General features: G+C 34.4%; 33 protein-coding genes. 16 read left to right on the forward strand and 17 right to left on the reverse strand.

The features are described from left to right. Positions 1–94: 94 nt before the first annotated feature. From DMB95_RS00350 to DMB95_RS00360, 3 genes are read left to right on the forward strand one after another with little or no spacing between them, the layout of a single operon-like run. Positions 95–568 (forward strand): GNAT family N-acetyltransferase, encoded by a 474-nt coding sequence (locus DMB95_RS00350; RefSeq protein WP_137632836.1) that lies wholly within the window; start codon positions 95–97, stop codon positions 566–568. A 1-nt stretch (position 569) separates the two neighbouring features. After that, positions 570–1,184 (forward strand): uracil-DNA glycosylase family protein, encoded by a 615-nt coding sequence (locus tag DMB95_RS00355; RefSeq protein ID WP_142930430.1) that lies wholly within the window; start codon positions 570–572, stop codon positions 1,182–1,184. A 32-nt stretch (positions 1,185–1,216) separates the two neighbouring features. After that, positions 1,217–2,260, forward strand: coding sequence for a hypothetical protein (locus DMB95_RS00360; RefSeq protein ID WP_142930431.1), 1,044 nt, complete (start codon positions 1,217–1,219; stop codon positions 2,258–2,260). Here DMB95_RS00360 and DMB95_RS00365 read toward each other — a convergent pair. From DMB95_RS00365 to DMB95_RS00390, 6 genes are read right to left on the reverse strand one after another with little or no spacing between them, the layout of a single operon-like run. Beyond that, positions 2,241–2,630, reverse strand: coding sequence for a YbgC/FadM family acyl-CoA thioesterase (locus DMB95_RS00365; RefSeq protein ID WP_142930432.1), 390 nt, complete (start codon positions 2,628–2,630; stop codon positions 2,241–2,243). The two genes, DMB95_RS00360 and DMB95_RS00365, sit on opposite strands and share 20 nt — an antisense overlap. A 27-nt stretch (positions 2,631–2,657) precedes the next feature. Beyond that, positions 2,658–3,536: a 1-aminocyclopropane-1-carboxylate deaminase/D-cysteine desulfhydrase gene (locus DMB95_RS00370; RefSeq protein WP_142930433.1), complete on the reverse strand. Its 879-nt coding sequence runs from the start codon at positions 3,534–3,536 to the stop codon at positions 2,658–2,660. Beyond that, positions 3,526–4,368 (reverse strand): hypothetical protein, encoded by an 843-nt coding sequence (locus DMB95_RS00375; RefSeq protein ID WP_142930434.1) that lies wholly within the window; start codon positions 4,366–4,368, stop codon positions 3,526–3,528. The genes DMB95_RS00370 and DMB95_RS00375 overlap by 11 nt, the downstream gene beginning before the upstream one ends. Next, entirely contained in the window at positions 4,365–5,675 is a 1,311-nt protein-coding gene (locus DMB95_RS00380) for a MotA/TolQ/ExbB proton channel family protein (RefSeq protein WP_142930435.1), read from the reverse strand. Before DMB95_RS00380 ends, DMB95_RS00375 begins: the two co-directional genes overlap by 4 nt. 6 nt (positions 5,676–5,681) lie before the next feature. Further along, positions 5,682–6,746: a class II fructose-bisphosphate aldolase gene (gene fbaA / locus DMB95_RS00385; RefSeq protein ID WP_137632829.1), complete on the reverse strand. Its 1,065-nt coding sequence runs from the start codon at positions 6,744–6,746 to the stop codon at positions 5,682–5,684. Then, positions 6,746–7,570 carry a peptidylprolyl isomerase gene (locus tag DMB95_RS00390; protein WP_142930436.1) on the reverse strand — a complete coding sequence of 275 codons (825 nt, stop codon included), beginning with the start codon at positions 7,568–7,570 and terminating at the stop codon, positions 6,746–6,748. The genes fbaA and DMB95_RS00390 overlap by 1 nt, the downstream gene beginning before the upstream one ends. A 76-nt stretch (positions 7,571–7,646) precedes the next feature. Here DMB95_RS00390 and nth point away from each other — a divergent pair, with 76 nt between their 5' ends. From nth to DMB95_RS00430, 8 genes are all read left to right on the forward strand, one after another. Then, complete coding sequence (gene nth, locus DMB95_RS00395; RefSeq protein ID WP_142930437.1) at positions 7,647–8,264, forward strand: endonuclease III; 618 nt, start codon at positions 7,647–7,649, stop codon at positions 8,262–8,264. Between the two features lie 159 nt (positions 8,265–8,423). Then, the gene (locus DMB95_RS00400) at positions 8,424–9,356 is read left to right on the forward strand and encodes an ABC transporter substrate-binding protein (protein WP_142930438.1); all 933 of its coding nucleotides are present in this window, start codon (positions 8,424–8,426) and stop codon (positions 9,354–9,356) included. 12 nt (positions 9,357–9,368) lie between these two features. After that, entirely contained in the window at positions 9,369–10,106 is a 738-nt protein-coding gene (locus DMB95_RS00405) for an ABC transporter permease (protein ID WP_142930439.1), read from the forward strand. Beyond that, complete coding sequence (locus tag DMB95_RS00410) at positions 10,103–10,864, forward strand: ABC transporter ATP-binding protein (RefSeq protein WP_142930440.1); 762 nt, start codon at positions 10,103–10,105, stop codon at positions 10,862–10,864. Before DMB95_RS00405 ends, DMB95_RS00410 begins: the two co-directional genes overlap by 4 nt. 20 nt (positions 10,865–10,884) lie before the next feature. Continuing rightward, complete coding sequence (locus DMB95_RS00415) at positions 10,885–11,442, forward strand: OsmC family protein (protein ID WP_142930441.1); 558 nt, start codon at positions 10,885–10,887, stop codon at positions 11,440–11,442. After that, positions 11,442–12,440 (forward strand): acyl-CoA dehydrogenase family protein, encoded by a 999-nt coding sequence (locus DMB95_RS00420; RefSeq protein ID WP_142930442.1) that lies wholly within the window; start codon positions 11,442–11,444, stop codon positions 12,438–12,440. Before DMB95_RS00415 ends, DMB95_RS00420 begins: the two co-directional genes overlap by 1 nt. 38 nt (positions 12,441–12,478) lie before the next feature. Continuing rightward, positions 12,479–13,348 carry a tRNA 5-methoxyuridine(34)/uridine 5-oxyacetic acid(34) synthase CmoB gene (cmoB, locus tag DMB95_RS00425; RefSeq protein ID WP_142930443.1) on the forward strand — a complete coding sequence of 290 codons (870 nt, stop codon included), beginning with the start codon at positions 12,479–12,481 and terminating at the stop codon, positions 13,346–13,348. A gap of 4 nt (positions 13,349–13,352) precedes the next feature. After that, positions 13,353–13,931: a hypothetical protein gene (locus DMB95_RS00430; protein ID WP_260604806.1), complete on the forward strand. Its 579-nt coding sequence runs from the start codon at positions 13,353–13,355 to the stop codon at positions 13,929–13,931. On the opposite strand, the gene DMB95_RS09505 is transcribed toward DMB95_RS00430, so the two are convergent. Both DMB95_RS09505 and DMB95_RS00435 read right to left on the reverse strand, forming a co-directional pair. Further along, a complete protein-coding gene (locus DMB95_RS09505; RefSeq protein WP_170999469.1) occupies positions 13,932–14,105 on the reverse strand; it encodes a hypothetical protein in 174 nt (57 codons plus the stop codon). Continuing rightward, on the reverse strand, positions 14,105–14,644 hold the full coding sequence (locus DMB95_RS00435) for a thermonuclease family protein (protein ID WP_142930445.1): 540 nt from the start codon (positions 14,642–14,644) through the stop codon (positions 14,105–14,107). Before DMB95_RS00435 ends, DMB95_RS09505 begins: the two co-directional genes overlap by 1 nt. Before the next feature lie 120 nt (positions 14,645–14,764). Between DMB95_RS00435 and DMB95_RS00440 the strand changes: the two genes are divergently transcribed. Further along, positions 14,765–15,817, forward strand: coding sequence for a hypothetical protein (locus DMB95_RS00440; protein WP_142930446.1), 1,053 nt, complete (start codon positions 14,765–14,767; stop codon positions 15,815–15,817). A gap of 254 nt (positions 15,818–16,071) precedes the next feature. Here DMB95_RS00440 and rpsR read toward each other — a convergent pair whose 3' ends face one another. The 7 genes from rpsR to DMB95_RS00475 form a co-directional block, all read right to left on the reverse strand. Further along, positions 16,072–16,332, reverse strand: coding sequence for a 30S ribosomal protein S18 (rpsR, locus tag DMB95_RS00445; protein WP_034906620.1), 261 nt, complete (start codon positions 16,330–16,332; stop codon positions 16,072–16,074). Positions 16,333–16,344: 12 nt separating this feature from the next. Continuing rightward, positions 16,345–16,896 (reverse strand): single-stranded DNA-binding protein, encoded by a 552-nt coding sequence (locus tag DMB95_RS00450; RefSeq protein WP_142930447.1) that lies wholly within the window; start codon positions 16,894–16,896, stop codon positions 16,345–16,347. Positions 16,897–16,905: 9 nt separating this feature from the next. Further along, on the reverse strand, positions 16,906–17,280 hold the full coding sequence (gene rpsF, locus DMB95_RS00455) for a 30S ribosomal protein S6 (RefSeq protein WP_137632821.1): 375 nt from the start codon (positions 17,278–17,280) through the stop codon (positions 16,906–16,908). 167 nt (positions 17,281–17,447) lie between these two features. Next, positions 17,448–17,888, reverse strand: coding sequence for a copper resistance protein CopD (locus DMB95_RS00460; protein WP_142930448.1), 441 nt, complete (start codon positions 17,886–17,888; stop codon positions 17,448–17,450). Positions 17,889–18,040: 152 nt separating this feature from the next. Beyond that, positions 18,041–18,637 carry an NAD(P)/FAD-dependent oxidoreductase gene (locus DMB95_RS00465; RefSeq protein WP_137632819.1) on the reverse strand — a complete coding sequence of 199 codons (597 nt, stop codon included), beginning with the start codon at positions 18,635–18,637 and terminating at the stop codon, positions 18,041–18,043. A 69-nt stretch (positions 18,638–18,706) separates the two neighbouring features. Next, positions 18,707–19,687 (reverse strand): DNA polymerase III subunit delta, encoded by a 981-nt coding sequence (gene holA, locus DMB95_RS00470; RefSeq protein WP_142930449.1) that lies wholly within the window; start codon positions 19,685–19,687, stop codon positions 18,707–18,709. Then, the gene (locus DMB95_RS00475; protein WP_142930450.1) at positions 19,680–21,620 is read right to left on the reverse strand and encodes an RNB domain-containing ribonuclease; all 1,941 of its coding nucleotides are present in this window, start codon (positions 21,618–21,620) and stop codon (positions 19,680–19,682) included. Before DMB95_RS00475 ends, holA begins: the two co-directional genes overlap by 8 nt. A gap of 128 nt (positions 21,621–21,748) precedes the next feature. Here DMB95_RS00475 and DMB95_RS00480 point away from each other — a divergent pair, with 128 nt between their 5' ends. The 4 genes from DMB95_RS00480 to DMB95_RS00495 are packed head-to-tail and all read left to right on the forward strand — an operon-like array spanning position 21,749 to position 24,929. Further along, the gene (locus DMB95_RS00480; protein WP_238386808.1) at positions 21,749–22,912 is read left to right on the forward strand and encodes a divergent polysaccharide deacetylase family protein; all 1,164 of its coding nucleotides are present in this window, start codon (positions 21,749–21,751) and stop codon (positions 22,910–22,912) included. Further along, positions 22,905–23,678 carry a DNA-processing protein DprA gene (locus DMB95_RS00485; RefSeq protein WP_238386836.1) on the forward strand — a complete coding sequence of 258 codons (774 nt, stop codon included), beginning with the start codon at positions 22,905–22,907 and terminating at the stop codon, positions 23,676–23,678. The genes DMB95_RS00480 and DMB95_RS00485 overlap by 8 nt, the downstream gene beginning before the upstream one ends. Further along, entirely contained in the window at positions 23,675–24,052 is a 378-nt protein-coding gene (gene ruvX, locus DMB95_RS00490) for a Holliday junction resolvase RuvX (protein WP_142930452.1), read from the forward strand. The genes DMB95_RS00485 and ruvX overlap by 4 nt, the downstream gene beginning before the upstream one ends. Next, on the forward strand, positions 24,039–24,929 hold the full coding sequence (locus DMB95_RS00495; RefSeq protein ID WP_442861436.1) for an RsmB/NOP family class I SAM-dependent RNA methyltransferase: 891 nt from the start codon (positions 24,039–24,041) through the stop codon (positions 24,927–24,929). The genes ruvX and DMB95_RS00495 overlap by 14 nt, the downstream gene beginning before the upstream one ends. Before the next feature lie 93 nt (positions 24,930–25,022). On the opposite strand, the gene DMB95_RS00500 is transcribed toward DMB95_RS00495, so the two are convergent. Continuing rightward, positions 25,023–25,586 (reverse strand): 2-oxoacid:acceptor oxidoreductase family protein, encoded by a 564-nt coding sequence (locus tag DMB95_RS00500; RefSeq protein ID WP_137632814.1) that lies wholly within the window; start codon positions 25,584–25,586, stop codon positions 25,023–25,025. Beyond that, complete coding sequence (locus DMB95_RS00505; protein WP_142930453.1) at positions 25,583–26,428, reverse strand: 2-oxoglutarate ferredoxin oxidoreductase subunit beta; 846 nt, start codon at positions 26,426–26,428, stop codon at positions 25,583–25,585. Before DMB95_RS00505 ends, DMB95_RS00500 begins: the two co-directional genes overlap by 4 nt.

Here is a 26,428-nt window from a genome sequence, read left to right on the forward strand (position 1 = left end):
TTACTTAAATTTGCTTTTAATTCACATATTTTTAAGAGTATTTTTTATAATAATTTGTTAAATTTCCATTTTCAAATCAAAAAAAGGAAGCAAAATGTTTAGCATACAAGAAGCACGCAAAGAAGATTTAGATGAAATTTTAGAAATGGTAAAAGAACTCGCTGAGTATGAAAATATGCTTGATGAGCTTGTCTGCACCAAAAAAGACTATGAAGAAAGCTTTTTTAAGGACAATTACGCTAAGGCTCTTATCTTAAGAGAGCAAGGCAAAGCAGTTGGCTACGCGATGTATTTTTATACCTTTTCAAGCTTTTTGGGTAGAGGCGGAATGTATCTTGAGGACTTGTATATCAAAAAAGAATTTCGCAAAAAAGGCTATGCAAAAGCTGTTTTTAACTATCTTGCGAATATATGCAAAGAAAAAGGCTTAAAACGTCTTGAATGGGTTTGTCTTCATGATAATGAACTTGGCATTAATTTTTACACACGCTTAAACGCTGAAAATATGTCACTTAAATGGCGAACCTACCGCCTAGCAGGCGATACACTCAGCAAGCTTTTTTCATAAGATGAAAAGTCTTCGCTCTTTGCACTATCTTAAGGCTTTTGGGTATGAGTTTATCGACAAAGAACTTGATTTTACGCCTCAAAGCAAAGATTATGAAGAGTTACGTTTAAAGGTACAAAACTGCCAACTTTGCCCGCTTTCAAAAAGAAGACGATTTTGCATTATGCAAAACACTTTTAAGCATTATGGCTTAATGGTTGTTGGGGATTTTTTATCGACAAGTGAAAATGACAGCAAAACACTTTTAAACTCTGCTGAAGGGATAAAGCTTAAGCTTTTGCTTAAAGAAAATTTAGGCTTAGAGCGAGAGGATTTTTATATGAGCTATATTTATAAATGTTATAGCCAAAACAAAGATGATGATTTTGCGCTCAAGCAATGTTTGCCTTATCTTTTTGATGAGCTTTTTTTTATCAACCCAAAAATTATTCTTTGTCTTGGAAAGCAAAGTTTTTATCATCTTGGCTTTGAGGATTTTACGCGTTTAAGAGGTGAAATTTTGCATTTTAAACAAAGCTTGATTATGCCGAGCTTTGATGTAAAATTTATACTCAAAAATCCAAGTTTTGAACAAGAATTTATCAAAGATTTAACAAAACTCAAAGCATTTTTATGAAACAATAAGCTTTTAATACTCAAGGAGAAAAGATGAAAAGTATTTTTTATACTCTTGCAATAGTCGTTTTTTTCAGCGCTTGCACGCTTACTCAAGCTCCAAAAACGATCATTATTGGCGAAAACAACACAAGCAAAAAAGATTTTTCTAAAGATTCTTTAAGCAAGCTTGCTATTATCATTCCAGAAAAGACGATAAAAAGCTACTCAAGTACCATTATCAACGCAAGCTTTGCTTATCTTTTAAGACAAAACGCAAAGATTGATACTAAGGTTTTTCTTATCGGCATTGAAGATGAAGCAAGGATTAATCGAGTTTTAGCAGAGCTTGAAGCTGAGAATTTCCGTTTTGTCATCGCTGGCTTTACCTTAAAAGGCGCAAATATACTTGCAAAACATTCAAATGATATGATGTTTTTTATCCCTACACTGCATAAAAAAAATACGAATATAGACGCAAAAAATATCTACTTTGGGCGAATCGATTATGACGCTCAAATAGATAAACTTTTAAGCGAAGTAAATTCAAACAATATCGCTAGTTTTTATGATAATTCTGTGCTTTCAAACACGCTTCATCAAAGCATACTGAAAAAAGTCCCAAATGCAAGAACTTATAAAATCGAGGGCGAAAAGATTAATTTTGCTTCTGTGCTAAAGTCTAAGGGTCCTTTGCATGGATCAAGCATTTTTTTAAACACGCCTTTGGTTACAAGCGCGATCATAAGCTCGCAACTTAGAGTTAATGATATAGAAGTGCAAAATATACTTTCTACGCAGATTGGCTACAATCCTATGCTTTTAAGTCTTACACAAAAAGAAGATAGAGTAAAACTCATCATTGCAAATTCTATAGCCAACAAAGATAAAATTCTAGCCTATTTGAATGAAAATTTTTCTCAAAGCATAGAATACAACTGGCTTGCATACGCCACTAGCGTAGGACTTAACTTCTTTTATACTTCTTTTATGGATAAAAGAAGCTCTTCTTTGTTTAATGAAAGCATAGAAGATACTCAAGTCGTTTATGATATAAAGCTAATGAAGGCTTTAGAATTTAACTTTGCTGAGTACTAAAAAGCCTTACAAAGGTCTCTTTAAGCTCCTTGCTCATCGCTTGGGGCTTACTTTCTTTTACATATACAAGCACAAATTCAGCACTAAAAATCTTCTCTTCGCCCCTAAACAACTCTTGTTTCAGTAAAACAGAAGCGTTTTTTACCTCTAAAAGCTCATTTTTAACTTCTAAAATATCACCTAATTTTGCTGATTTTACAAAAGCACAATTTGCCTTTGCAAGCAAAAAATGCCCTGTTTTTGCTTCAAAAATACTTGGATAAAGGTCAAAAAACAGCTCGCTTCTTGCCCTTTCGCAAAATTTTAAATAATTACTATGATACACCACCCCGCCAGCATCAGTATCTTCATAATATACTCTAATTTTCATTGCCTTTCCTTTCTTTTATATTATATCCTAAAAAGAACCAAATTTGTGCTTATAACGCTCAAGCATGCTTTTATTTCCCAACAATCCACCCTGATGAATGTATAACACAGGCTTTGTAAAAGCTTTTTGATACGCTAAAAGCGTTAAAAGCGCCACACTATCATATAAAAGATCAAATTCGATTTTACATTGCTTTAAAGCCTTGTGATAGATACTTAAAAGCTCTTTTTGAGGCTTTGCAAAATGAAATTTCAAAGGTGGCTCTAAAAAAAATAAATTTGAAAAATCATAATGCGGAATAAGCTTTGTAATCTGAGCCTTCACATACGCCTTATCGCCCACACATGCACATGAAAAAACCTTAAAACAAGAATGCTTTGCTAAAAAAGCTGCACTTGTACCTGTGCCTGAGGGCAAAAAAAGATCAAATTCCAAACCCAAGCACTCACTTTGCCTTTTAAGTTCTTCAGCAAGCTTTTGAAGTCCTAGTTCAGCTTCTTTACATGCCACTCCACAAGGGATAAAAACATCATCTTTTTCAAGCAAGCTTAAAGCCTTTTGCTCTAAACTTAAATTTGAGGTATTTTCGATGATACATGCTTGATTTTTAAGAGCATAGGCAAAATTACCTTGAGGATTTTCTTTTAAAAAATTTGAAATTTTGGGTGTGATAAAAAGAAGCTTGAAGTCATTTTGTTTTGTAAAATCACTCAAGGCAGCCAAAGCATTGCTTTGCGTTGAACCAAAGCTTACAAAACGAGTGCGAGGCTTGTATAAAGCCTTATTTTGCAAAAAATAATACAATTTTCTTGCTTTGTTGCCGTTGATAAGTCCTAAGGTATCATCTCTTTTAACATAAAATTCAAAGCCCTCAAGTGTAATTTTTTGAATAATGCTATCTTGCATCAAAAAACTGCTCGAGTCTTTTTAATAAAGCTTGGTTTGAAATGCTAAAATCAATCTTTATATAAGAGCCTTTATCATCGATTTTTGGGCTGACAAGCAAGAGTTTTTCCAAACGTTCATCTTTATAAAAAGAAAAAATAAAACTCATTAGCTCAAATGCCCTTCTTGAGGATAAATCAAGCCTATATGCAAACGAAGAGCCTTCATTGCTATAAGTTTCAATAATGATATTTTCAATACTTAAAGCTAAATTTTCATCTTTTAAAAGCAGATCAAAATACTCAGTTAAAACCTGTTTCAGCCTTGCTTTTACATCTTCTTTAAGCACATAAGAGCCTTCATTAAAAAGCATATTTGTGTTTAAATTCATCGAAGCAGTGTTTAAATCAAGTGTGATATGAGAATCAAGCTTGGCTTGAAGCTCTAAGATTAAAGCACTTTTTTGCACGCCAAAGCCATTGAGTTCATCTTTAAGTCTGTTGAAATCAGCCCTAAAGGAGCTGAGTTGTTCTTCTTTTTCATTTAAATGTGCTAAAAGGGTTAAAAACTCCTTATCTTGAATATTTAAAGCACTTATATTAAAGTCTTTTCCCAGCTTCTCTCCAAGCTCATAAAGACGGCTTTGACTTTGAACAAATTCCTTTTTTTCAAGCTCAAATTTTTCTTTTTGATTTTTTAAATCTTTTTGTTCGCTAACAATTTCAGTTTTTACAAGAGAATTTTTAAGCAAGAGCACCACGATGATAAGCAAAAAAATAAAAAGCAAGCCAGCCAATAAATTTGCATAAGTTAGATAAAAAAGACCGCTATCTTGCTTATTTTGCTTTTTCATTTCTCTTCGCTGTTTTTGTTTAACTTAGCAATCACTTCGCTTGCTTCATTATCAAGCTCGTTCATTTCAGCTTTAAGCTGACTCATCATTTCGATCTTATCATCTATGCTTCTTTCTTCTTCATACACTTCTTTAAATTCACGCATACCCTGGAGCAAACTATTTTTAAAACCTATAAAAATCTTTTCTTGATTTTCAAGCATAAGATCTTGATAATGCTCAAAATTGCGTTTGAAGTTTTCGATCTTTTCATCTAAAGAAAGCAAAGTTCGATCAAGATGCTGCGTTTTTTCAGAGCTAACATCTAAAAGGCGGTTGTATTGTTCGCTCATTCTTGCAGTAATTTCTTTTAAATTTTGATTGAGCGTATTGATATTTGTCGTCATTTCAAGATAAATTTTACTTAAATCTTTTTGATTTCTGTGCGCTCTGTTAAGCTCGCTCATCGTTTGTTTGATATGCTCGCTACTGACGCGAATAGCCTTTTCTTCAACATTAAGCATTTCTTGAAACAAGCCAAATTTTCGCTCTATACTATGATCAAGCTCTTTGAAAAATTCCTCATTACTGACTTGCTCAAAAATCACAGCAATTTTTTCAAAATGCTTTAAACCCTGAGTAAGATACCTTTGCTCAAGTTCTTCTTTGCTCCAAAAAAAGCCACTTGTAGAGCTTTTTTGTCTATCTAAAAGCTTTTGAATCTTACTTTGTCCAAATTTTTCAAAAAATACCCACCACAAAGCCAGAAAAATTCCATAAATACTTACATAAAAAGCCGTAGATATGCTACTTAAAAACTCAGAAAGTGCCAACTCAAAAGAACTTAAATCGCTACCCTTAAAGCTTGGCATAGATAAAGCTATGCTAATAAAAGTACCTAAAATTCCCATCACAGCAAAGGAACTTGGAGCTACGCTTGCAAAATTTTCATTACGATTAAAACGTATATAAGTATAAGCAAAGTCATCAAAACTCGCATTTGACTTTGTTTCTTTACCTATACTGAGAAAATTTTTCATAATATAACGTTTTAAAGCTTGTTTGAACTCATCTTTTTGCTGCCAAAATATACAAGAAGCGTATTCTGCATTATGTCTTGCAAAAAACAAGGCGATAAACAAAATAACGCCCATTAAAATGAGATCACGAAGCTCTACCTTAAAATCAATATAGCCAAAATACCCAGCCACAAAAAAAAGATAGAGTAAAATAGGAAAGAAAACAATCTTTGAATATACTAAAAAATCTTTTCTCTCCTTGAGCTCTGGTAAAATAAGTTCTGAAATTTCTTGCTTATCTTTATCCATAAATGCTTAATTCCTTGCTATGCAGTTTAAGTCCTCGAAGGCTATCTCAAGACGTTTGATCATACTTTCTTCTCCTGCTCTTAGCCATACTCTAGGATCATAATACTTTTTATTTGGTTTATCATCACCTTCTGGATTGCCAATTTGAGCTTGTAAATACGCCTTATTTTTTGCCTCATAACCACGCACGCCGTCCCAAAAAGCCCACTGCGTATCAGTGTCGATATTCATCTTAATCACACCATAACTCACCGCGTCTTTGATATCCTTTAGCTCGCTACCGCTTCCACCATGAAAGACAAAATTTACAGGCTTGTTACTTGCAAGCTTAAACTTTTCTTTAACAAAAGCTTGTGAGTTTTTCAAAATTTCAGGTTGCAAGCTTACATTGCCCGGTTTATATACTCCATGCACATTACCAAAACTTGCGGCGATTGAGAAATTTGGGCTGATTTTTAAAAGTCTTTCATAGGCTAAAGCCACATCTTCAGGCTGAGTGTAAAGCTTAGCATTATCAATGCCGGTATTATCCACGCCATCTTCCTCGCCACCCGTGCAACCAAGTTCTATCTCTAAACTTATGCCAAGCGGAGCAAGTTTTTTAAGATAAGCTTCACAAGTGCTTAAGTTTTCTTCTAAACTTTCTTCACTTAAATCAAGCATATGAGAGCTAAAAAGGGCTTTTCCATGTTGCTTTTTATGATCCTCGCTAGCCTTGATAAGCCCATCAATCCAAGGCAAAAGTTTGCGTGCTGCATGATCTGTGTGTAAGATCACAGGCACGCCATAATGCTTAGCAAGCAAATGCACATGCAAAGCACCGCTAATAGCTCCTAAAACATCGGCATTTTCGCAAGCTTTCCCAGCTACAAATTTAGCTCCACCATTACTAAACTGAATGATAACAGGAGAATTGACCTTTTTTGCACTTTCTAAAACAGCATTGATTGAATTTGTGCCAACGACATTTACAGCTGGTATTGCAAAACCTTCGCTTTTGGCGTATTCATAGACTTTGTTAAGTTCATCGCCACTCACTACGCCAGCTTTTACAAATTCTAAAACGCCCATTATTTAATCTCAACTTTTGCTTTTGTGAATAGTTCTTGAGCCTTTTGTTGCAAGATTTTATTCACTTCTTCTTTTTTAAGTTCGTTTTCTATAACATCACGCACTTGTTTATCTTTTTCAGTGTATTGCTTTCTTGCTCTTGAATCTTCTTTAAGTATGATATGGTAGCCAAATTGTGTTTTTACCGGTGTTTTTGAAATTTCGCCCTTCTTTAAAGAAAAAGCTGCATCAGCAAATGGTTTTACCATACTTTGAGCATCAAACCAACCAAGATCGCCTCCTCTTGCTGCTGAACCTGGATCTTTTGATCTTGTGCCAGCAAGTTCTGCAAATTTTTGAGTTAAAGCATCACCTTTGAGGTTTTTAAGCTCGTTAATGATATTTTTTGCTTCAGCTTCATTTTCTACTAAGATATGACGCGCTTTTGCAGCAGCTGGATCAACAAAAGCTTGTTTGTTTTTATCATAAAAAGCTTTGATTTGTGCGTCGCTTATTTTTACATTTTGGGCAAGTTTTTGTTGATATACAACCATAGAAATTTGGTTTTTAGCTCTTTCAAGTTCTTTTGCATACAAAGGATCTTTTTCAACATTGGCTTTTTTAGCTTCTTCAAGTATGAGTTGTTCGGCTATATACTGAGTAAGCACCATTTGTTTTTGCTGAGCTGGTAGGGTAGTAATGCTTTGTCCTCTTAAAAGTGGAGCTAAGTCTTCATTGACTTGAGTATCTGTGATATCTTTGCCATTAACGCTTGCGACTACAGCAGCATTTGCAAGTGTGCCAGCAACAAGCAAACTTGCCGTGATGAGTGAAAGTTTTTTCATTATTTTTCCTTTTAAAAATGAGATTTGTTTGAATTATAACGAAGTTTTGTTAAGGCTAATTAACTAAAATAAAAAAATGAAAAGAAACTTAGAAATCAAAAATTTATTTTTAACACATTTTGATAAGGCTAGGACAGAGCTTGTGTTTTCTAGCCCTTATGAACTCATAGTTTGCGTTATGCTCTCAGCACAATGCACCGATAAAAGAGTGAATTTAATCACTCCAGCTTTATTTCAAGCATATCCAGATGTAAAAAGCCTTGCCAAAGCAAATTTAGCAAGTGTAAAACACTTCATTCAAAGCTGTTCTTTTTTTAATAACAAGGCTGAAAATCTCATCAAAATGGCTAAGGCTGTGTGTGAGAAATTTAAAGGTGAAATTCCACTTAATGAAGCGGATTTAAAGTCTTTAGCTGGTGTGGGACAAAAAACAGCTCATGTGGTGCTTATAGAGTGGTGCGGGGCAAATTTTATGGCAGTTGATACGCATGTATTTCGCGTTTCTCACCGCTTGGGCTTAAGCAAGGCAAAAACGCCTGAAGCCACAGAAGAGGATTTGACGCGAATTTTTAAGGATAATCTCAACACCCTTCATCAAGCTATGGTGCTTTTTGGGCGATATACTTGCAAGGCTAAAAATCCGCTTTGCAAAGAATGTTTTTTAGCTCATTTATGCAAAAGCAAAGATAAATAAAGAAATATAAACAATCTTAAGCTTATTTTAATATTACTTATGCTATAAATCAACCCAAGAAATTTAGTGCAAAACTTAATTTTGGAGTTTTGTTGTAGTAGTTTTAAAGAAAGGCTTTGTCCTTTACTTTAAAAATAGTCTTGGAAGGACTTTATCATCATGCAAAGACGCAAATTTTTAGCCCATTTGGGGCATTTAACGCTCGCATTCTCTGCTTTTTCACCGCTTCACGCTCTTGATTTTCAAAAGCCAAAGATAGGCTATTTGCCTATTACTGATCATTTGCTCATTATCGCTAAAGAGCTTTATCCAGATAGTTTTACTGCTGTAAAATTCAGCTCTTGGGTAGATTTAGCTGAAGCTTTAAGAGCTGGTAGCATAGATGCTGCTTTTATTCTCACGCCACTTGCTTTGAAACTAAGCAGTGAAAACTTAGGCTTAAAAGCCCTTATGGCAGCTCATAGAAATGGTTCAGCTCTCACTACGAGTATTGAAATTTCAAATATCAATGAACTCAAAAACAAACGCATAGCTATACCAAGTCGCTTTAGCACGCATTATTTACTTTTGGCTGAACTTTTAAAAAAACATTCTTTAAGTATAGACGAAGTAAAACTCGTGGATATGAGCCCACCTGAAATGCCTTTTGCCCTACAAAGCAAACAAATTGATGCTTTCATAGTAGCTGAACCTTTTGGAGTTATTGCCCAAAATTTCAAAGCTGGCAAAACCCTAGTTACAAGCTATGACATACAAAAGGATCATATTTGCTGCCTTTTTGTTGCCTCAAAGAAAATTTTAGAGCAAAAAGAGCTTTGCCAAAAGCTTGTCAATAACTTTGTAAAAAGCGCTAAGCTCATCAAAGAAAACCCTGATAAAGCCTTAGTCTTGGCAAAAAAGATGTTAGGGCACAGCGAAGCAGTTTTAAGACAAGTTATAGAAACTAAAAACTTAATTTCTTATGAAAGTTTAGTGCTTAGTCAAGATGATATATTACGCACCACAAACGAGCTTAAAGAGCTTAAGCTTGGGGATTTTAAAAACACTTATGCAAATTTTGTAGAATCAAGCTTCATCAAGAACGCATTTTAAGGCTTTTTGAACATGAGAGCAGTTTCTTTGGTTTTTGTATTATTATTACTTATTTTGTGGCAGTTTATTAATCTTTTTTATCAAAGCCCTTTTATACCAAGTCCTTTGACGATATTAGAAAGTATAAAAGAATTTTTTGAAAACAAAAGCTTGCTTTACAATATATATGACAGCCTTAAACGCTTTATTATAGGTTTTTGTATAGCTTCTTTGCTTGGAATTTTTATAGGGCTTATTTTTGGATATTTTAAGAAAATCGAACTTTTATTTGAGCCACTTATTGCCTTTTTTCGTCCTATTTCAGCCCTTGCATTTTTTCCGCTTATCGTGCTTTATATTGGCATAGGCGATAAAGCAGTTATCCTAGTCATTGTCTATGCTATGTTTTTTCCACTTTGTTTGCTTTGCATAAGTGCAGTTAGAAGCATAGCTAAAGAAAAATTTTTAATGGCAAAGAATTTCGGTGCTTCATCAAGGCTGATTTTTACGCAAATCATCATACCAGAAACCCTACTTCACATCGCAAGTGGCTTAAAAATCGCCGCAAGCTTAGCATGGATAAATCTTGTAGCAGGAGAAATGCTAGGCGTGCAAAGCGGATTAGGATATATGATTATAGATGGACGCAATCTAATGCGTATGGATATGGTCTTTGTAGGCATTTTCTTTATCGGACTTATAGGCATACTTATACATTGGTTTTTTGCCTTTATAGAATTTGCAATCAAAAAGAGGCTTGGCAAGATATGAAAATAAAACTTGAAAATATCAGCAAATTTTATGGTAAAAATCCTATTTTAAAAGACTTTAATCTTGAGCTTAAAAACGGCGAATTTGTATGTATTTTAGGCAAAAGTGGTTGTGGAAAAAGCACTTTACTTGACATTTTAAGTGGCTTTACTTGTTTTGATGGAGGCAAAGCCTTGCTTGAAAACAAAGTTTATGAAAAAAGCTTGCCTATTAGCAAAAAACGCATTAAAATCTTTCAAGATTATGCACTTTTAGAGTATAAAAGCGTTCTTGAAAATGTAAAATTTGCCCTAAAAGCTCAAAATTTCAACAAAAAAGAGCTCGAAAAAAGAGCTTTGCAATTTATCTCCCTGGTAGGACTTAGCGAGAAAAAAGATGAATTTGTAAGTAAATTAAGTGGGGGACAAAAACAACGCGTAGCTTTAGCTAGAGCACTTACTTGCGAGCCTGAAATTCTCTTGCTCGATGAGCCTTTTTCAGCCCTTGATAATTTTACAAGAAAATATTTACAAAAAGAGCTTTTAAAACTTGCCAAACAAAGCAGCTCAACTATGATTTTAGTAACTCATGACATAGAAGAAGCCTTGTTTTTGGGCGATAGGATCATTGTTTTAGAAAAGATGGGTAAAATTTTGGGGGATTTAAAAGGCATAAAAAATGAACAAGAAAAAGAAGGGCTAAGCTTTTATACCCTTAAAAATAGGATAGAAAATCTACTTCTAGGAAAGGTTTCAGAAGATGATTATATTGCAATCTAACCAAATTCAAAGGAGAAAAAATGGAACAAAATAAAGTTGCGCCAACTTGTGCGTGTTTGAGCCCTATAGATAAGGCTGCTCTTGAAGCTTTGGCCCAAAGCGGTAAAGAAAATCCAGATGTGATTAAAACTCTTAAATGCAAAAGCGTTGCTGTAGGTAAATTTCGCCATGAAAACTACATAAGAAATTTACCTCCTTACATAGTCGATGAGCCGCCAACACTTTTAGGAGATGATACAGCACCAAATCCTAGTGAAGCTGTGCTGGCTGCACTTGGTTCTTGCCTTTGTGTGGGTATTCATGCTAATGCCATTGCTCAAAATATCATTGTCAATAAACTTGAGATAGAGCTTGAAGGCGATTTAAACATCACAGCAGTTTGGGGCACAGGGGATCTTAGCAAAAATAAGCCTTTGGGCTTTACTGATATTCGCATTAAAGTCAATTTTGATTGCAATGCTGATGAACAAACCAAACAAGCCATCATCGAACACGCTACAAAATATTCACCAGTAGCTAACACCATGATACGCGTTGTCAATGTCCTCGTTGATGATGCAAAATTTAAAGGCTTATAATGCAAAACCTTGCTAAAGAACTTTTGAGCAAAAAAGCACAAGTTATTCATCAAGGCTATTATCCAAAAGAAGAGCTTAAAGCACTTGCTAAGGCAGGGGCTTTTAAGCCTTTTGAAAAAGGTATTTCAGGCTTATTTGAAGTATGTAAAAATATCAAAATCATCTCTAGCCATTGTGGTAACACAGGCTTTCTAGCCTGGTGTCATGCAGCTTTGATCTATTATCTTTTGCACAGCCCAAATAAAAGCTTGCAAGATAGTTTTTTACAAGGTTTAATCAACGGAGAAATTTTAGGAGGCACGGGACTTTCAAATGCTGCCAAGGCTCAAGCAAAGCTAGAAAAGAACTTTCTCAAAGCAAAAAGTCACGAAAATGGCTTTATCATCAATGGAAAACTACCTTGGGTATCAAATTTAGATGATGATGCTTTATTTGCAGTGCTTTTTGAAAGTGAAAATGGCTCTAAAGTTGGCTTGATCAAAGCAAGCGAGATCAAAACAAGCCAGCATATACGCTTCATCGCCCTTGAAGGTAGCGCAACAAAAAGTATTGGCTTTAAGGATTACTTTTTGCCACAAAGCAGACTTATAGCAGAAGATGGTGAAGCATTTTTTACAAGCATAATAACCGGCTTTATTTTGCTCCAATGTGCGCTTGGTTTGGGGCTTTTGTATAATTGCTATGAGCTGATCAAAGATAAAAACTATCAAGCCTTGCCCTACAATGCACAAAAACTTCAAAATGAAATTCACAAATTCGAACAAAAACTTGAAAAATTATGCAAAGATCCTCACCCAAAAACTCCAAAAAAAGCCTTAAAACTCAAGCTAAACATTGCCAAAACTTGTCAAAAAGCAAGCTCTTGGGTTGTCATCTATAATGGCACAAAAGGCTTTTTGCAAGGCTCAAGTACAAGCAAACTCTTGCTTGAAATTTGTTTCTTTGCCCTAGTAAGCCCCAGTGTAAAACATTTGTACAAACTTTTGCAAAAAGATTAAGCTAAGTTTTGCTACAATGTCGCCTTTTAAGGAATAAAATGACATTAAATGAGCAAAAACAAATTCTTTCACGCATCGCTACCTTAGCTAAACTAAGCCATGAAGCAAAGCTCAGCCTAAATGAAGCCGTATGCTTAAAATGCGATCCTAGCCTAGATGAAGATATAAAGCAAATCGCTTTAGAGCTAAAACCATGGCGAAAAGGTCCCTTTTGCATTAATGAGCTTTTCATCGATAGCGAGTGGCAAAGCTTTGTTAAATTTGATATTTTAAAGCCTTTTATGAATGAGCTTGAAGGCAAAATCGTTGCTGATGTGGGGTGCAATAATGGTTATTATATGTTTAAAATGCTTGAGTTTAAGCCTGCAAAAATCATAGGTTTTGATCCTTGTTTGCGTCCTTTTTTGCAATTTCACCTTTTAAACACACTTGCAAAAACTAATATCTCTTTTGAGCTTTTGGGTGTTGAGGATTTAAGTGCGTTTTGTATACAAGCTAAGCTTAAATTTGACTTTATTTTTTGTCTTGGTGTTTTATACCATAGAAGCGATCCGCTTAAAACTTTAAAACAATTAAAAAGTGCTTTAAATAAAGGCGGGGTTGTGTTTTTAGATACTATGTATATAGAAGATGAAAGAGAAATTGCTTTGATTCCTCGAAAAACTTACTCAAAAATTGCAAATATTTTTTTCATTCCGTCGATATTAGGCTTACGCAATTGGTGTGAAAAAGCTGGTTTTTCTCATTTTGAAGTATTGGCTACTAGGGATACGGACGAATTTGAACAAAGAACAACAGCTTGGAGTGAAGGATATTCGCTTAAGGATTTCTTAAGCGAAGGAGATAAGAAGAAGACTTTAGAAGGCTATGATGCACCTAAACGCGTATATGTTAAATTAAAGGTTTAAGATGATTAAACAAAATTCAAATTTTGATGATTTTACTCAACTTGAGCAGTATGTAAGTCAAGAAGAGCTTGCCCATATCAAAACCGAGCTTATGACTTGCCCTGAGATAAACAATGCTTTGTGTGGCACGATATGTGAGCTTTCTAAAAATCATGCCAAGTCCATTTTTATCAGCTCTCCTGAAATGGTGATTGATGATCAAGGCTTGATCTTTGAAGGCTTTGTTTTTGCTGCTGCAAATTATGTCGCTCAAGCTGCTATAAACAAAGAATACTCCATCATTATATCAGCAAGGTCTTCATTTTACGCCCCTTTAAAGCTAGGTGATGTGCTGATACTTGAAGCCCAAGCCTTGTTTGATGAAACTTCCAAAAAGCGAGAAATACGAGTTATAGGGCATGTAAATGATATAAAAGTATATGAGGCAAGCATGCAAGCTGTGGTAACTGAACAGCATATATTCAAGCTCAAACGCCCACCAAGCAATGTAACTCAAGCCCCAGCAGCCGAAGAAGAAAATCCGGCACCAGCAGTAAGCCCTGATGCAGCAGCTCTTGCTATGCTTAACTCAGCTAGCAAATGATTATCTTGGTGCAAGGGGCAAGTTGATCCAATTTTTGGGACATTCTTCATGATAAGTCCCGCTTGCATCATAATAAGGCTTACAATCATCATAAAAGCGATTTGATATGCCCCTTTCGCTGATATAGCAAGCATTCAATGCAAGCACACACAAACACAATGCCAACTTTTTCATTATTTTTCCTTGAAAGAATGAGTTTTTCGCCATTTATAAGGCTCTATAGGTTTTTTATCCGCCCAAAGCCCAAGTTTTTTGCTTTTGGCTAGGTTTTGTTCAGCAACATAAGCTTGTGTATAGTAACTATACGCCCACGCAAAGCCGTTTTCTACCATTATTTTGTTGATATCTTTACCCTCAAACTCAATCACGGCTAAGATTCTATCATATTTATCTGTGTCTTTTTTGATAACTTTTACTTCTTTACCAGCAACAAGCGAGGCTAAAAATTCCTTTGATTTTTTGCCAAAGGCTTGATTTGACTCAGGCGCATCTATGCCAAAAAAACGCACTCTATAGTTTTGCTTATTTTTATCTAAAACCTCGATAGTATCACCATCTATCACTCTTACAACTTGGGCTTTAAAGCTGGTATTATAACTCGCAAAAGAATTTAAAAGAAAAATCAAGCCAAAGGCTATAAGCAAGAGCATAAGACGTTTTGGATCGCTAATCGCCTTTCTTAAATTCAACGCATTTTTATAATTTATCTTCATTATAAGCCTTGTGTTTTTTTGTAATTATAGTAAATTTTTATGCAAATTATGGTAAATTCTATTTTTATTTAAGATAATATCTTGTGATATGCCTTTATTTTGAGTGTTTGAAGTATGTTTATGCGTTTTATTTATATCATTTTTTTTGTAGTTTTGAGCTTGTATTTTTTAACTCCGATTTTTTATAGCTCAAGTCAAAACTCAACTTCAAAAGAACAGAATCTAAGCACCATAAAACAAAGCTCAAGTTTTGTTTTAACTAAACCAAATAGCACCCAAACCCAGCCCCAAATTCAAGACAATAATACAAGCAAAATAATCCAAGAAAAAAGTTTGCTTGAAATTTTTGCTTTTATACAAGATGATGAAAGTATTTATTTTTCATGTGAAAAAAAAGATGAAAATACAAGCTGTGATGAAGCTAAACTTGACTTTTTTATCAATGAAGCTCAAAGCCAAAGTTTAAGAAGTATGCAAAAAAATGAGGATTCTTTTGTTTTTGAAAACTCCTTTTATCTTTATGAGTTTATACCCAAACACCACATTCTTAAAATCAAAAATAAAACAAATTTACCTTTTTCTCAAGAGTTTGCTTTGCATAAAATGCCTTTTTTAAAAACAAGTGTAATACAAAGTAAATTTAAGCCCGATGAGTTTGTATTTGAAAGCTCAAATTTAAATCTTGAAGAAAAACTTTTTGATGATAAAATGAAGCTTTTTAGCGATAAAAAGCATTGGCAATTATGGCGAGATAATAGCTTAAAAAGCTATTATCTACACACGCTCATCAATTCGACTTGGTATCTTTATCAAAATGAATTTAATAAAGGCTTTTTAAGTGATGAATTAAGCATAACTTTACAAAAAAAGGATAAAGACTTTTTCATTGCTTTTGTTACGCCAAAGCATTATAAAAAAATGCGAATTTTAGATCTTAAACATACTGAGAATTTATATATTTTTAAGCTTGATGGGCTTGATTTTATGCTTGTGGCTGAGATGATAAATACTCATTTTACACAATGGTGGAAAATAAAACTTGATGCTATGGGTGTAAGAGCAAAGATTTTTGGCACGCAAGATCCAAACACTCTTTTTAGTAATGATACGCAAGGCTTGGAGCTAAGACTAAGTGATATGGGGTGTAAGGATTGTAATGAACTACAAGAGTGAAGAACAAATAAGACTGATGAAGCTCTCTGCAATAGATCAAAATCACCAACATAAAATCAAAACGCAAGCTTTTATCATTATAAACTTTAAAGATAAAATGCTACATTACTTTAAGCTTTTAAAATCCTACAACAATAAATAATTTTTACGCGTAAAATAAAATTAAAAAAAGTTTTTTGTAAAACTCTTTGAAATAAAAAAGATAAAAATTAAAAAAATATAAGCAGAAAAGCCCTTACAAGGGCTTTTTATCATCACAAACCCTCAAAAGGATTTGTAACTACATTTTTTCTATCAACGATATATGGGATCAATGCAACATGTCTTGCACGTTTGATCGCTTTTTCTACCATTTCTTGGTATTTTTTGCTTGTGCCTGTTAAACGACGTGGCATAATCTTAAATCTCTCAGATAAAGCATGCTTAAGCATCGCTGTATCTTTATAGTCGATAAATTCAACCTTTGCCTCAGTGTATTTGCAATACTTGCGTGAATATTTTCTCTTTTCAGCCATTGTTTTTCCTTTTTAAAATGGTAATTCGCTTTTATCATCGACATCATAATCATCAATATCGATTTCTTTTAGCTTTTCTTCTTGATAATTTTGGTTTTGATTGGCTCGCTTATTAGCGTTAAAATTGCTATTTGAAGGGCTTTTATTCATATCGCTTGCGTATGGATCATAACTTTGCTGTGTTTTATTTGGTGCATAGTTTTGATTTGTATTGCCTGCGAAATTTCCTTGTGGGTTTGGACTTGAGCCTAACATTTCCATATTTTCTACATATATGCTGTGTTTTGAGCGATTTTGTCCGTTTTGATCGCTCCACTGCTCAAATCGAAGCCTTCCTTCAATAAGCACTTTACTTCCCTTTGAAAGATATTGATTGGCTACTTCTGCCGTGCGTCCAAAAAAACTTATATCGATGAAACAAGTTTCTTCTTTTTTTTCGCCATTTGCTCCATTATATCTTCTTGTTACAGCGATTGCTGAAGAGCCTATAGCACTGCCTGAGGGCATATAACGCATTTCTATATCTCTGGTTAAATTGCCTACCAAAACAACTTTATTAAACATTGAATTTCCTTAAACTTCTGGAGCGTCTAAAGGTTTGATTTCCTTTTTAGCTTGCTTGACACCATGACTAAGCTTTTCCCAAGCAGCGATTTCTTGCTTATTTTCATACTTAACGATTAAGAATCGTATCACTTCTTCAGTGATTTTAAGCACCCTTTCAAGCTCAGCAATAAAGCTTGGCTCGGCTTTAAAATAAATCACAAAATAAGTCCCTCTTTCGTATTTTTTAATCACATACGCAAGCTTTCGTGTTCCCATTGGGATAACAGACTCAATTTGTGCGTTATTTCTAGTGAGGAGTTCTTTAACGAATTCCAACTTTGCATTCACCTCTTCTTCGGTGAGCGTAGGTTTTAAGATAAATAAAACCTCATAATGTCTCATTTTTTCTCCTTATGGATAATATAGCCTATTTTCATAGGCAAGGATTTTGCTTTTTAGAGCAAGGCTTTATTATATTAAAATTTTACTTAAGTTTTAATGAAAGCAAAAAGCTTTAATTTTTAAGATAAATTGCAGGTTTAAAATAAAAAGCTACAAAGCTTGGCTTTTTATACAAAAAAGGCAAACTTTGCTAAAATCACGATAACAAAACCCAAACAAAAGACTATCTTATGCGTATAAGCTGCGAGTGGATTTGCTCTTTTAAGCACAAGTTTAAAACACAAGGCATTAAGCACAAAACACACTATGACAAGGGCTAGAATGATTTTTATACTCAAAAGAGTTTGCAAAGGCGTATCAAAAAAACCTTTTGAAAAACCTATATATGAACTCATCATTGCCCCACCACTTAAGACAAGCAAAAGCACACAAACAGGCATTATCTTCACGCCTACTTTCATAACAGGAGTTAAAATCTCACTTGTTTTTTGCTCGCCAAAAGCTTTTTTCAAGCGACTCAAAAGCACCACATCAGTAAAAATAAAACCCAAGAAAATAATCACACAAAGCAAATGAAGGGTTAAAAAATACGGATATAAAATTTGCATAGAACATAACCTCTTAAAATAATTTTGATTTATTCTACATAAAAATTGTGTTTGTGTTTTTGATTTATGTTATTTTTTTTAAAAAATAAATTTAAAAACAAATAAAGATTGTCAAGATTAGATAAGCTCAAGCCAAAAGGCTTGAGATAGGTTTATGCACGACTTGTTGGTGTGTCATGCACTATGCTTACCGCACCCTTTATATCACTAAGCACAGCACAAGCTGCTTCTGCACCGCTTCCCATCGCGCAAGTTACCATTGTTGTAACTCCAGAAGCCAAGCCACCTACATAAATACCCGGTTTTACTTCTTGGCGTCCGCTGTAAGCAAGGCGAATTTTGCCCGGTTTATTCATCAACTCATGAGGCTTAACTATATCGCCTAAGCCAGAAATTTCAAATTTTGAAGCACCTGTAGCAAGGATAATATACTCAGCTTTTATCTCCTCGGCAGCCCCCTTAAGACTAAAATCCCCCTTAGAGCCACTAATTTCGCTAATCGTGCCACTTACATACTTCACTTTTAGCAAGTCATCAATTTGTTTTTTTGTGTGCTCGATAATCTCTTTACCTTGAATCCCTTTTGGAAACAAAGGCACATTATAAATCGCAACAGCCTTCAAATCCGCCTTGTCATCATCGATGATAGTGATATCAAAATCAAGTTCAGCATTTTTTGCTGAAGCTAAAACTAAAGCCGCGCTCAATCCTGCTATACTTCCACCAACTATGGCTACTGATTTTTTCATCTTTTCTCCTTTTATTTTAAATATGAAAAAATTGTAACAGCCAAACTTAAATAAATGATAAATAAAGCCTTATTTAAGCTCTTTTTTATTTTTAAGGATTTGGCTAAGCTCGAGCAAAGTGGCGATAAGAAATTCTTTTTTGATGAGTTTTGAATTTGTTTTAAGCTCATATTCACTTTGCAAACATAAAAAAAAGATTTTTTGATACTGAGTCAGACTTAATGCAAAGGCTTGCATTTGAAGCTTGCTCGCTACATTTGGTGGTGGGGCATAGCCTAAAAGCTCTTTTAAATCAACCTTGCCATAAATTTTAGCATACAAGTTAATCTTAAAAAGGCGGTAAAAATTGCTTGACAAAGAGTTAAGCAAGGCAATTTCATTAAAATTTTCTAAGAATTTTTCAAGCTCAACTCTTAAATCTTTACCTTGCAAAAGCTGTTCAAAAAAACTTTCAAAACCAAGCACACTAAGACTAAAACAATACTTTTCAACCACATTTTCATCTATGCTTAAGCCAGCGAATTTATTAAGCTCGCTTGAAGCAAGATATAAGTTTTCATCAAAATTTTGATATAAAAAAAGCAAGGCATTATGCGTTGCGTTAATGCCAAGTTCTTTTGCTTTTAAACTTAAAAGCTCTATACCTTCTTTGGCTGAGCTTGGTTTAAAAAATCGTGCAAAATTATTCTCAAAGCTTTTTTCAAGCTCGTTTTGCTTGCTTGACTCATCATAGAGTTCAAGCAAAAAGAAGTTATCCTCGCTTTGTTTGCAAAGACTAATTAAAGCCTCAAGCTCTTTTTTGCTGGGCTTTTTAAAGCTTTTTAATTCAAGTAGTTTTTTTTCGCTAAATAAAGAAGCACTCGCCAAATAATCACTCGCCCTTGCAAAATCATACTCCTCAAAATAAAGCTTTAAGCATTCATCAACACCAAATTTTTCTTTAATAAAGCTTGCAAAAAGCTCGGTTTGAAAATCATCTGCCCCATATAAAGCAAAAAAATGCGGAAAATAATTGCCTTTTAATAAATTCTGCAAATCCTTTCTATACATTTTTTCGCTCCAAGCTCTCTAAATTTTGTGTAATTTTAGCAAAAATTTTCGCCATTATAATATCAACATCACAAATTTCAAGCTCAACTTTTTGAAGTAAATTTGCACTTTCATCAAGCAAAATCAGCTCTGCGCCTTTAAGCTCATCATCAAGTTTGGCTATATTAATATTGATATTTTCACTTACAAAAGCCCTAAAACGCTCATGCAAATGCTTCTTTGCCCAGCGAGCAAATTTCCTATCCATAAAGTCAAACGCCACCTTATCAGCTTCTCGTTCAAGCACGCTTAAACTTTCACAAGTGCTATTTATGTTTAAAAGCAAATATTTAAAGGTTTTTTCATCTTTTCTTAATTTTGCTTTTAAAAGCCTATGCAAAATAAGATCAGAATACCTTCTAATAGGACTTGTAAAATGAGTATAGCGCTCAAAACCCAAGCCAAAATGTCCTAAATTTTCACTCGCGTATTCAGCTCTTTTTTGTGCTTTGATGATAAGCTTATCAACTTCTTCTCTAATGCCTAAATCCTGGGCTAAAGTTTGCACATCTTTGATAAATTCAAACAAATTTGCTTTTAATTTTGCGTCAATGCCAAGGCTGGCTAGCTCTGTGATAAGCTTAGTGATTTTTTTGCGATCAGCTGGAAGATGATTTCTAAAAACGCCCGTTTCTATGAGCTTTGCAGCTGCTTTGTTTGCTAAAAGCATACAATCTTCGATCAAAGCATGTGAAGGCGTATCGCTCTCATAACGCGTGGCTGTAAGCTCTTGTTTTTGATTTAAGATCATTTTAAGCTCTAAAGTATGAAACTCAAAGGCATTTTTAAGACGTCTTTTTCTAAGTATTTGCGTTAGCTTAAAAAGTGCATAAAGCCAGTTAAATGCACCTAAATTTGGCTTTTTTTCTAAAAATTCATCAACCTCATCATAATGAAATCTTGCCTTTGAATTAATAATCCCCTCAAAAAGCTCTTCTTTAAGCACTTCGCCAGTTTCATCAAAGCTAAATTTAAAACCAAAAACAAGACGATCTTCATTTGGCTTTAAAGAACAGATATTTTCACTTAATTTTCGAGGCAGCATAGGAATGGCTTTGTGTGGAAAATAGATCGAAAAACCCCTTGCCCTTGCTTCTTTATCTAAGGCACTATAAGCAGCCACATACTCGCTCACATCAGCAATCGCTACAAAAAGTTCTCTTGCTTTTTCATCATAAAAGATCGCATCATCAAAGTCTTTTGCGTCGATTGGATCGATGGTGCAAAAGTTTAAATGCCTCAAATCAAGCCTGTTTTCATACATACTTGCTTCAACAAAATCCCCATACGCCTCAGCTTCCTCAAGACAAGCTTGCGTAAAAGCCTCGTTTTTATTGTATAAAGCAAGTGAAATTTTCTCATCAACACACTCATCATCAATATGCCCTAGAACCTCAACTATAGTGTTGTTTTCATTTTCTACCTTAAATATAGTGCCAAGTGGCAGGGCTTTAAGGCTTTTTTGACTTGCATTTAAGCTTTGCATTAAGCCTGTTTTGATATTCATACCAAGTATAAGATTGCCTTGTTTTTTACTCACAAGCAAGGAGCTTTTATTTGCCCTTTTAAGCACCATTACAACTTTAGCTTTTGGACGTTTTTTACGCAAGGGCAAAAGCTTGCAAACAACTATATCTTGATAATTTGCTGTGTTTAAGTCTTTATGCTCTATAAGCAAATCCCTTTCAAAGCCTTCGTTAAAGACTTCTAAAAAGCCTGTTTGTTTACTTGAGATGTCTATTTTTCCAAAAACAAAGCCGTTGTTAAGGTAAAATTTATGCTTGTATTCTTTGACTATGTCTTTTAAGACAAGCTCTCTTAAAATTTGCTTAAATTCATTGAGAAGCTGTTTTTCTTCAAGTCCAAAGCTGAGTGCTTTTAAAAATTCTTTCACTTTTCTATCTTTGTAAATATATATTTTTAAGTTTTAAACACAATTTTACACAAAAAATATTTAAAAAGAATGTTATTTTGTTATAATTTCCTAATTTTTTAAAAATAAAAGGCTGAAAATAATTCATTATGTTTAAAAATAAAACCCTTATTCTTTTTGTATTTATTGGCATTATCCTGCTTTGCGGGCTATTTTTTGTTTTTATGGATTTTGATCCTAAAGAAGAGCTTAAACTCGCACAAGAAAATACGCTTCATCAAATTCAAACACAAGAAGAAAATGAAAGCAAAAAGCTTATAAAAGGCTTATTTGCTGATTATATAGCTGATGATGAAAATAACACAAGCAAGGACACCCTCACTCTTTGGCAAAGTCAAGAAAAAAACACCACAGAAACAAATGCTACAAATGAATTTTTTGCAAATTTCAAACTCAGCCAAAATCAAATTTTGCATAATCAAAAAGCATATTTTGACTTTTTTGCACTTCCTTTAAAACCCTTAAAAGAAGAAAATTTAAGCACCTTGTCAAACAAAAATGAAGCAAATATCACACTTGAACTCAATACAAGTTTAAGCCAAAACGACACATCACAACTGCCTCAAAAACCACAAAACATAAATTTCAAAAATAATACAAAAAAAGCCAAACTCGCCATCATTATCGATGATATAGCAAGTAAAGATCAAGTAAAAGCGCTTAAAAAAACAGGGCTTAAACTCATACCTTCTTTTTTTCCAAGCGATAAAAACCACCCTCGTACAAAGGAATTTGCAAGAGAATTTGACTTTTTTATGGTGCATTTGCCCTTAGCTGCTCTTCATTTTAAAGGAGAAGAAAGAAGAACTTTGCAGCCAAATGATACTCAAGAACACATTGATGCAAGGATAGCTGAAATTGATAAAGATTTTGTTGGCTTAAAATTCATTAACAATCATACAGGAAGTTTATTTACCAGCGATGAAAAAGCTATGGAAAAGCTCTTTAAAGCTTTTAAAAAATATAATTTTATCTTTGTGGATTCTGTAACTATAGGCTCGAGCAAGGCTGTGAAGCTTGCTCCTCAATTTCAAAGATTGTATATCAAAAGAGATATTTTTCTTGACAATGAAGATGATGTGAAAAAGATCAAAAAAGAGCTTGCAAAGGCTGTTGCTTTAGCTCACAAAAAGGGTTTTGCTATAGCTATAGCCCACCCGCGCAAAAATACCTTTAAGGCTTTAGAACAAAGCAAAGATTTGCTTCAAAGCGTTGAACTTGTGTATTTGAATGAAGTGTATGAGTATGATTAAAGCGCTTGATGAACTGCCAAATGAACTTTTAAGCCTTAAAAATCCACCTTCAAAGCTGTATTATAGAGGAAATTTAGCCTTACTTAAAAAGCCAAAAGTTGCGATTATTGGCTCAAGAAAGATGAGTGTTTATACCAAAGAATGCGTTTTAGAGCTAGCTTCTTTGCTTTCAAAACTTGGTGTTTGCGTGGTAAGTGGTGGGGCAATTGGTGTTGATATTAATGCTCATTTGGGAGCTATGCCTTGCACTATAGGCGTTTTTGCTAATTCACTTGATCTGATTTATCCTCAAAGCAATGCTCCTATCATCAAACAAATTTATGAAAAAGGCTTAGCTCTAAGTGAAAAAGAAAAAAACTATAGCCCAAAACGTTACGACTTTTTACTAAGAAATCGCCTTATCATAGCACTTTGCGAGCATATTATCATCGCTGAAGCGGATTTGAAAAGTGGCTCTTTTGCGAGTGCAAATTTAGCTTTGGATTTAGGTAAAAAGCTTTTTGTGCTGCCTCAAAGAAAAGATGAAAGCAAGGGCACAAATTTTTTACTTTCCCAAAACAAAGCTCGTCTTATTTATGATTTTAATGACTACGCCTCGCACTTTGGCACACTCATACAAAAAGAACAAGATGACGCATTTTTAAGCTTTTGCAAGCAAGGTGTAAGCTTGGAAGAAGCTTTAGCTCGGTTTGGATCAAAAGTCTATGAATACGAGCTTGAAGGCAAGATAGATATACAAGGTGTATTTATAAAGGTGCTTGAATGAATGCTTTAGTGCTTGATTGGGGTTTAAAACGCATGGGTGTCGCACTTTGTATAAATTCTCAAGTTGCTATCCCTCTTCAAGCTATATTAAGAAAAAATCGCAATCAAGCCGCAAATGAACTTAAAGAACTTTTAAAAGAGTATCAAATTTCACTTTTACTTGTTGGCAAAGGCTCAAATTCTGATGAAAGTATGCAAAAAAGGATAAGACATTTTATCTCTTTACTTGATTTTAAGGGCGAAGTTTGCTTTATAGATGAAAGTTTTACGAGCAAAGACGCTGCAAAGCTTAGCTCCTTAAGCACACAAAAAGATGGCAAGAGTGATTCTTTAGCGGCTTTGCTGATGGCAAAGGATTATTTTGGCTTACTTTGACTTAAAAGCCTATCTCATAGGACTTTACGGACAAGACTTAAGCCAAAAGATTTTGCACTCTTTTACACAAAATAAAGACATAGGCATGTTTGTCAATAGTTTAAAATGCAGTGCTTTAAATTTTGAAAAAGAGCTTACAAAAGCAAATATTGCTTTTAAACAAATCGATGAAAATTTTTATAAAATCGCCTTTTTAGATAAAAGCACGCTCACTCATCTTCAAATTTTCTCACAAGGCTTTTTTTATGTGCAAAATTACAGCTCATATTTGTGTGCGAAAAACCTTGATCCAAAAAGCGATCAAAGCGTGCTTGATCTATGTGCAGCGCCGGGTGGAAAGAGTATAAATTTAGCTAATTTTATGCAAAATAAAGGCGAATTAGCCTGTGTTGAGGCAAGCAAAGAACGTTTTTTTACACTTAAAAACAACCTTGTGCGTTATGGGGTAAAGGCAAAAGCCTTTCATAAAGATGGTAAAATCATAGGGCGACTTTGTCCTTTGAAGTTTGATAAAATCTTACTTGATGCTCCATGCTCAAGTTTTGCAAAATTTGGTCCCAACTTAGAAAAAAGCCCAAAAGAACTTAAAAACATAGCCTTGCTTCAAAAAAAGCTCTTGCACTCTGCTTTAAAAGCTCTAAAAAGAGGTGGAGAATTAGTATATAGCACCTGCACTTTCTTAAAAGAAGAAAATGAAGAAGTGCTTGAAAATGCTTTAAATAGTGAGTTTGAATTTGAGTTTTTGCCTTTAAAGCTTGACAATATCACAAGCATTGAGGCTTTTTCAACACATAAAAAGCTTGCAAATAACGCAAGAAGAATCATCGCTGATGATTTTAATGATGGTTTTTTTATGGCTAAAATTAAAAAGTTATGAAAGCTCTCACTTTGCAAGTAATGCATGTATATCTAAGCTTGAACCTTAAAAATAAGGCTCAAGAAAAAATCAAGAACAAAGCTTTTAAAATGATCAATCAATTTTTTTAGGCTTTGCTTCTTTAGCGTATTTAAGTCCTAAATCATAAGCTTTTGCGTTTGCTTCTCTTGTTTTTGGTGGCACGCTTTCAAGCATGATTTCTTTTAAAAGTTCTAAGTCTATACACTTACTCATAAAAGCTGCTATTGCTAGAGCGACAACTGATTGGGTAGCTACATTGCCAGCTTCGTCTTTAGCTATAGTGATGATAGGAATTTCAAACACCTGCCATTTTTTATAGTCCTCGTCCTTTGCATGCACCAAATTTGGCTCGATAACGATGATACCTCCGGGTTTTACTCCATCTTTAAAGCCATGATAGCCCTTATCAGCAGTTGCGAGCATAAACTCGATCTCGCCTTCTGTTGCATAAGGAAAAAGTATGTCCTTATCATCAATAACTATATCAACCTTTGTAGGACCGCCTCTTACTTGAGAGGTGTAGGTTGAAATTTTAAAAGCAAAACGTCCGCTTTTAATCGCCGCATCAGCTAAAATTTCACCAGCTGTAATCACCCCTTGTCCGCCTTCGCCTCCAAATCTAAGCTGATGTCTCATTTTAACGCTCCTAAATCAACCATTCTTTTTTCTTTCATCGCCCTACGCACTTCTTCATACGCATGACAATACTCTGCCTTACTTTCATCTTGATGAAGTATGCCTGTAGGGAATTTATCCACCCTTTGTTCATAATCCATCTTTTCAAATTTATCCTTATCCACAACCCTGCCCTTGATCCAATCAAGCATTTGCACAGCCTCACCCATCTTGTTTTTGCGCCCTAAGTTAATATGGCAGTTTGAAAAAACATCAACAAAGCTATAGCCATTATGAGCTAAGGCTTTATAGATAAGATTTTCAAGTTTAGCTGCTTCGATAACATTGCCCCTTGCAACAAAGCTTGCACCAGCTGCGATAGTCAGCTTACATGCATCAAAATTTGGATCGATATTGCCCTTTTGAGCTGTAACGGTGTAAAAGCCAAGTGGAGTTGTAGGCGAGGTTTGCGAATTTGTAAGCCCATAAATGAAGTTATTAATCAAAATATGCGTTAAGTCTATATTACGTCTGCAACCATGTATGGTATGATTGCCGCCAATTGCCAAGGTATCGCCGTCTCCGCTTACGACTATGACTTTTTTGTTTGGATTTGCTAGCTTTATACCTGTAGCATAAGCAATAGCCCTGCCATGCGTTGTATGAACGGTATTGCAATTCACATAAGAACTCATACGCCCAGAACAGCCAATGCCTGAAACAAGGCACACATCATCCATCTTCCAGCCTATCTTTTGCACTGCTCTAATGATACATTTTAAAACTACTCCATCTCCACAGCCCCAGCACCACTGCGTAGGCATTTTATCTACGCGTAAATATTCATCATAATCAAAAGCCAT

It is taken from the genome of Campylobacter sp. MIT 12-8780 (genome assembly GCF_006864535.1).
Lineage (GTDB): Bacteria > Campylobacterota > Campylobacteria > Campylobacterales > Campylobacteraceae > Campylobacter_D.

Coding starts and splice junctions, on each gene's coding strand:
- DMB95_RS00365 (WP_142930432.1), bottom strand. CDS start 2,630: ATGAAAATTAGAGTATATTATGAAGATACTGATGCTGGCGGGGTGGTG.
- DMB95_RS00420 (WP_142930442.1), top strand. CDS start 11,442: ATGCAAAACCTTGCTAAAGAACTTTTGAGCAAAAAAGCACAAGTTATT.
- holA (WP_142930449.1), bottom strand. CDS start 19,687: ATGTATAGAAAGGATTTGCAGAATTTATTAAAAGGCAATTATTTTCCG.
- DMB95_RS00405 (WP_142930439.1), top strand. CDS start 9,369: ATGAGAGCAGTTTCTTTGGTTTTTGTATTATTATTACTTATTTTGTGG.
- DMB95_RS00500 (WP_137632814.1), bottom strand. CDS start 25,586: ATGAGACATCAGCTTAGATTTGGAGGCGAAGGCGGACAAGGGGTGATT.
- DMB95_RS00350 (WP_137632836.1), top strand. CDS start 95: ATGTTTAGCATACAAGAAGCACGCAAAGAAGATTTAGATGAAATTTTA.
- DMB95_RS00435 (WP_142930445.1), bottom strand. CDS start 14,644: ATGAAGATAAATTATAAAAATGCGTTGAATTTAAGAAAGGCGATTAGC.
- cmoB (WP_142930443.1), top strand. CDS start 12,479: ATGACATTAAATGAGCAAAAACAAATTCTTTCACGCATCGCTACCTTA.
- DMB95_RS00375 (WP_142930434.1), bottom strand. CDS start 4,368: ATGAAAAAGCAAAATAAGCAAGATAGCGGTCTTTTTTATCTAACTTAT.
- DMB95_RS00465 (WP_137632819.1), bottom strand. CDS start 18,637: ATGAAAAAATCAGTAGCCATAGTTGGTGGAAGTATAGCAGGATTGAGC.
- DMB95_RS00440 (WP_142930446.1), top strand. CDS start 14,765: ATGCGTTTTATTTATATCATTTTTTTTGTAGTTTTGAGCTTGTATTTT.
- DMB95_RS00370 (WP_142930433.1), bottom strand. CDS start 3,536: ATGCAAGATAGCATTATTCAAAAAATTACACTTGAGGGCTTTGAATTT.
- fbaA (WP_137632829.1), bottom strand. CDS start 6,746: ATGGGCGTTTTAGAATTTGTAAAAGCTGGCGTAGTGAGTGGCGATGAA.
- DMB95_RS00400 (WP_142930438.1), top strand. CDS start 8,424: ATGCAAAGACGCAAATTTTTAGCCCATTTGGGGCATTTAACGCTCGCA.
- DMB95_RS00355 (WP_142930430.1), top strand. CDS start 570: ATGAAAAGTCTTCGCTCTTTGCACTATCTTAAGGCTTTTGGGTATGAG.
- DMB95_RS00505 (WP_142930453.1), bottom strand. CDS start 26,428: ATGGCTTTTGATTATGATGAATATTTACGCGTAGATAAAATGCCTACG.
- rpsR (WP_034906620.1), bottom strand. CDS start 16,332: ATGGCTGAAAAGAGAAAATATTCACGCAAGTATTGCAAATACACTGAG.
- DMB95_RS00360 (WP_142930431.1), top strand. CDS start 1,217: ATGAAAAGTATTTTTTATACTCTTGCAATAGTCGTTTTTTTCAGCGCT.
- DMB95_RS00480 (WP_238386808.1), top strand. CDS start 21,749: ATGTTTAAAAATAAAACCCTTATTCTTTTTGTATTTATTGGCATTATC.
- DMB95_RS00380 (WP_142930435.1), bottom strand. CDS start 5,675: ATGGATAAAGATAAGCAAGAAATTTCAGAACTTATTTTACCAGAGCTC.
- rpsF (WP_137632821.1), bottom strand. CDS start 17,280: ATGAGACATTATGAGGTTTTATTTATCTTAAAACCTACGCTCACCGAA.
- DMB95_RS00450 (WP_142930447.1), bottom strand. CDS start 16,896: ATGTTTAATAAAGTTGTTTTGGTAGGCAATTTAACCAGAGATATAGAA.
- DMB95_RS09505 (WP_170999469.1), bottom strand. CDS start 14,105: ATGAAAAAGTTGGCATTGTGTTTGTGTGTGCTTGCATTGAATGCTTGC.
- DMB95_RS00390 (WP_142930436.1), bottom strand. CDS start 7,570: ATGAAAAAACTTTCACTCATCACGGCAAGTTTGCTTGTTGCTGGCACA.
- nth (WP_142930437.1), top strand. CDS start 7,647: ATGAAAAGAAACTTAGAAATCAAAAATTTATTTTTAACACATTTTGAT.
- DMB95_RS00460 (WP_142930448.1), bottom strand. CDS start 17,888: ATGCAAATTTTATATCCGTATTTTTTAACCCTTCATTTGCTTTGTGTG.
- DMB95_RS00485 (WP_238386836.1), top strand. CDS start 22,905: ATGATTAAAGCGCTTGATGAACTGCCAAATGAACTTTTAAGCCTTAAA.
- DMB95_RS00410 (WP_142930440.1), top strand. CDS start 10,103: ATGAAAATAAAACTTGAAAATATCAGCAAATTTTATGGTAAAAATCCT.
- ruvX (WP_142930452.1), top strand. CDS start 23,675: ATGAATGCTTTAGTGCTTGATTGGGGTTTAAAACGCATGGGTGTCGCA.
- DMB95_RS00415 (WP_142930441.1), top strand. CDS start 10,885: ATGGAACAAAATAAAGTTGCGCCAACTTGTGCGTGTTTGAGCCCTATA.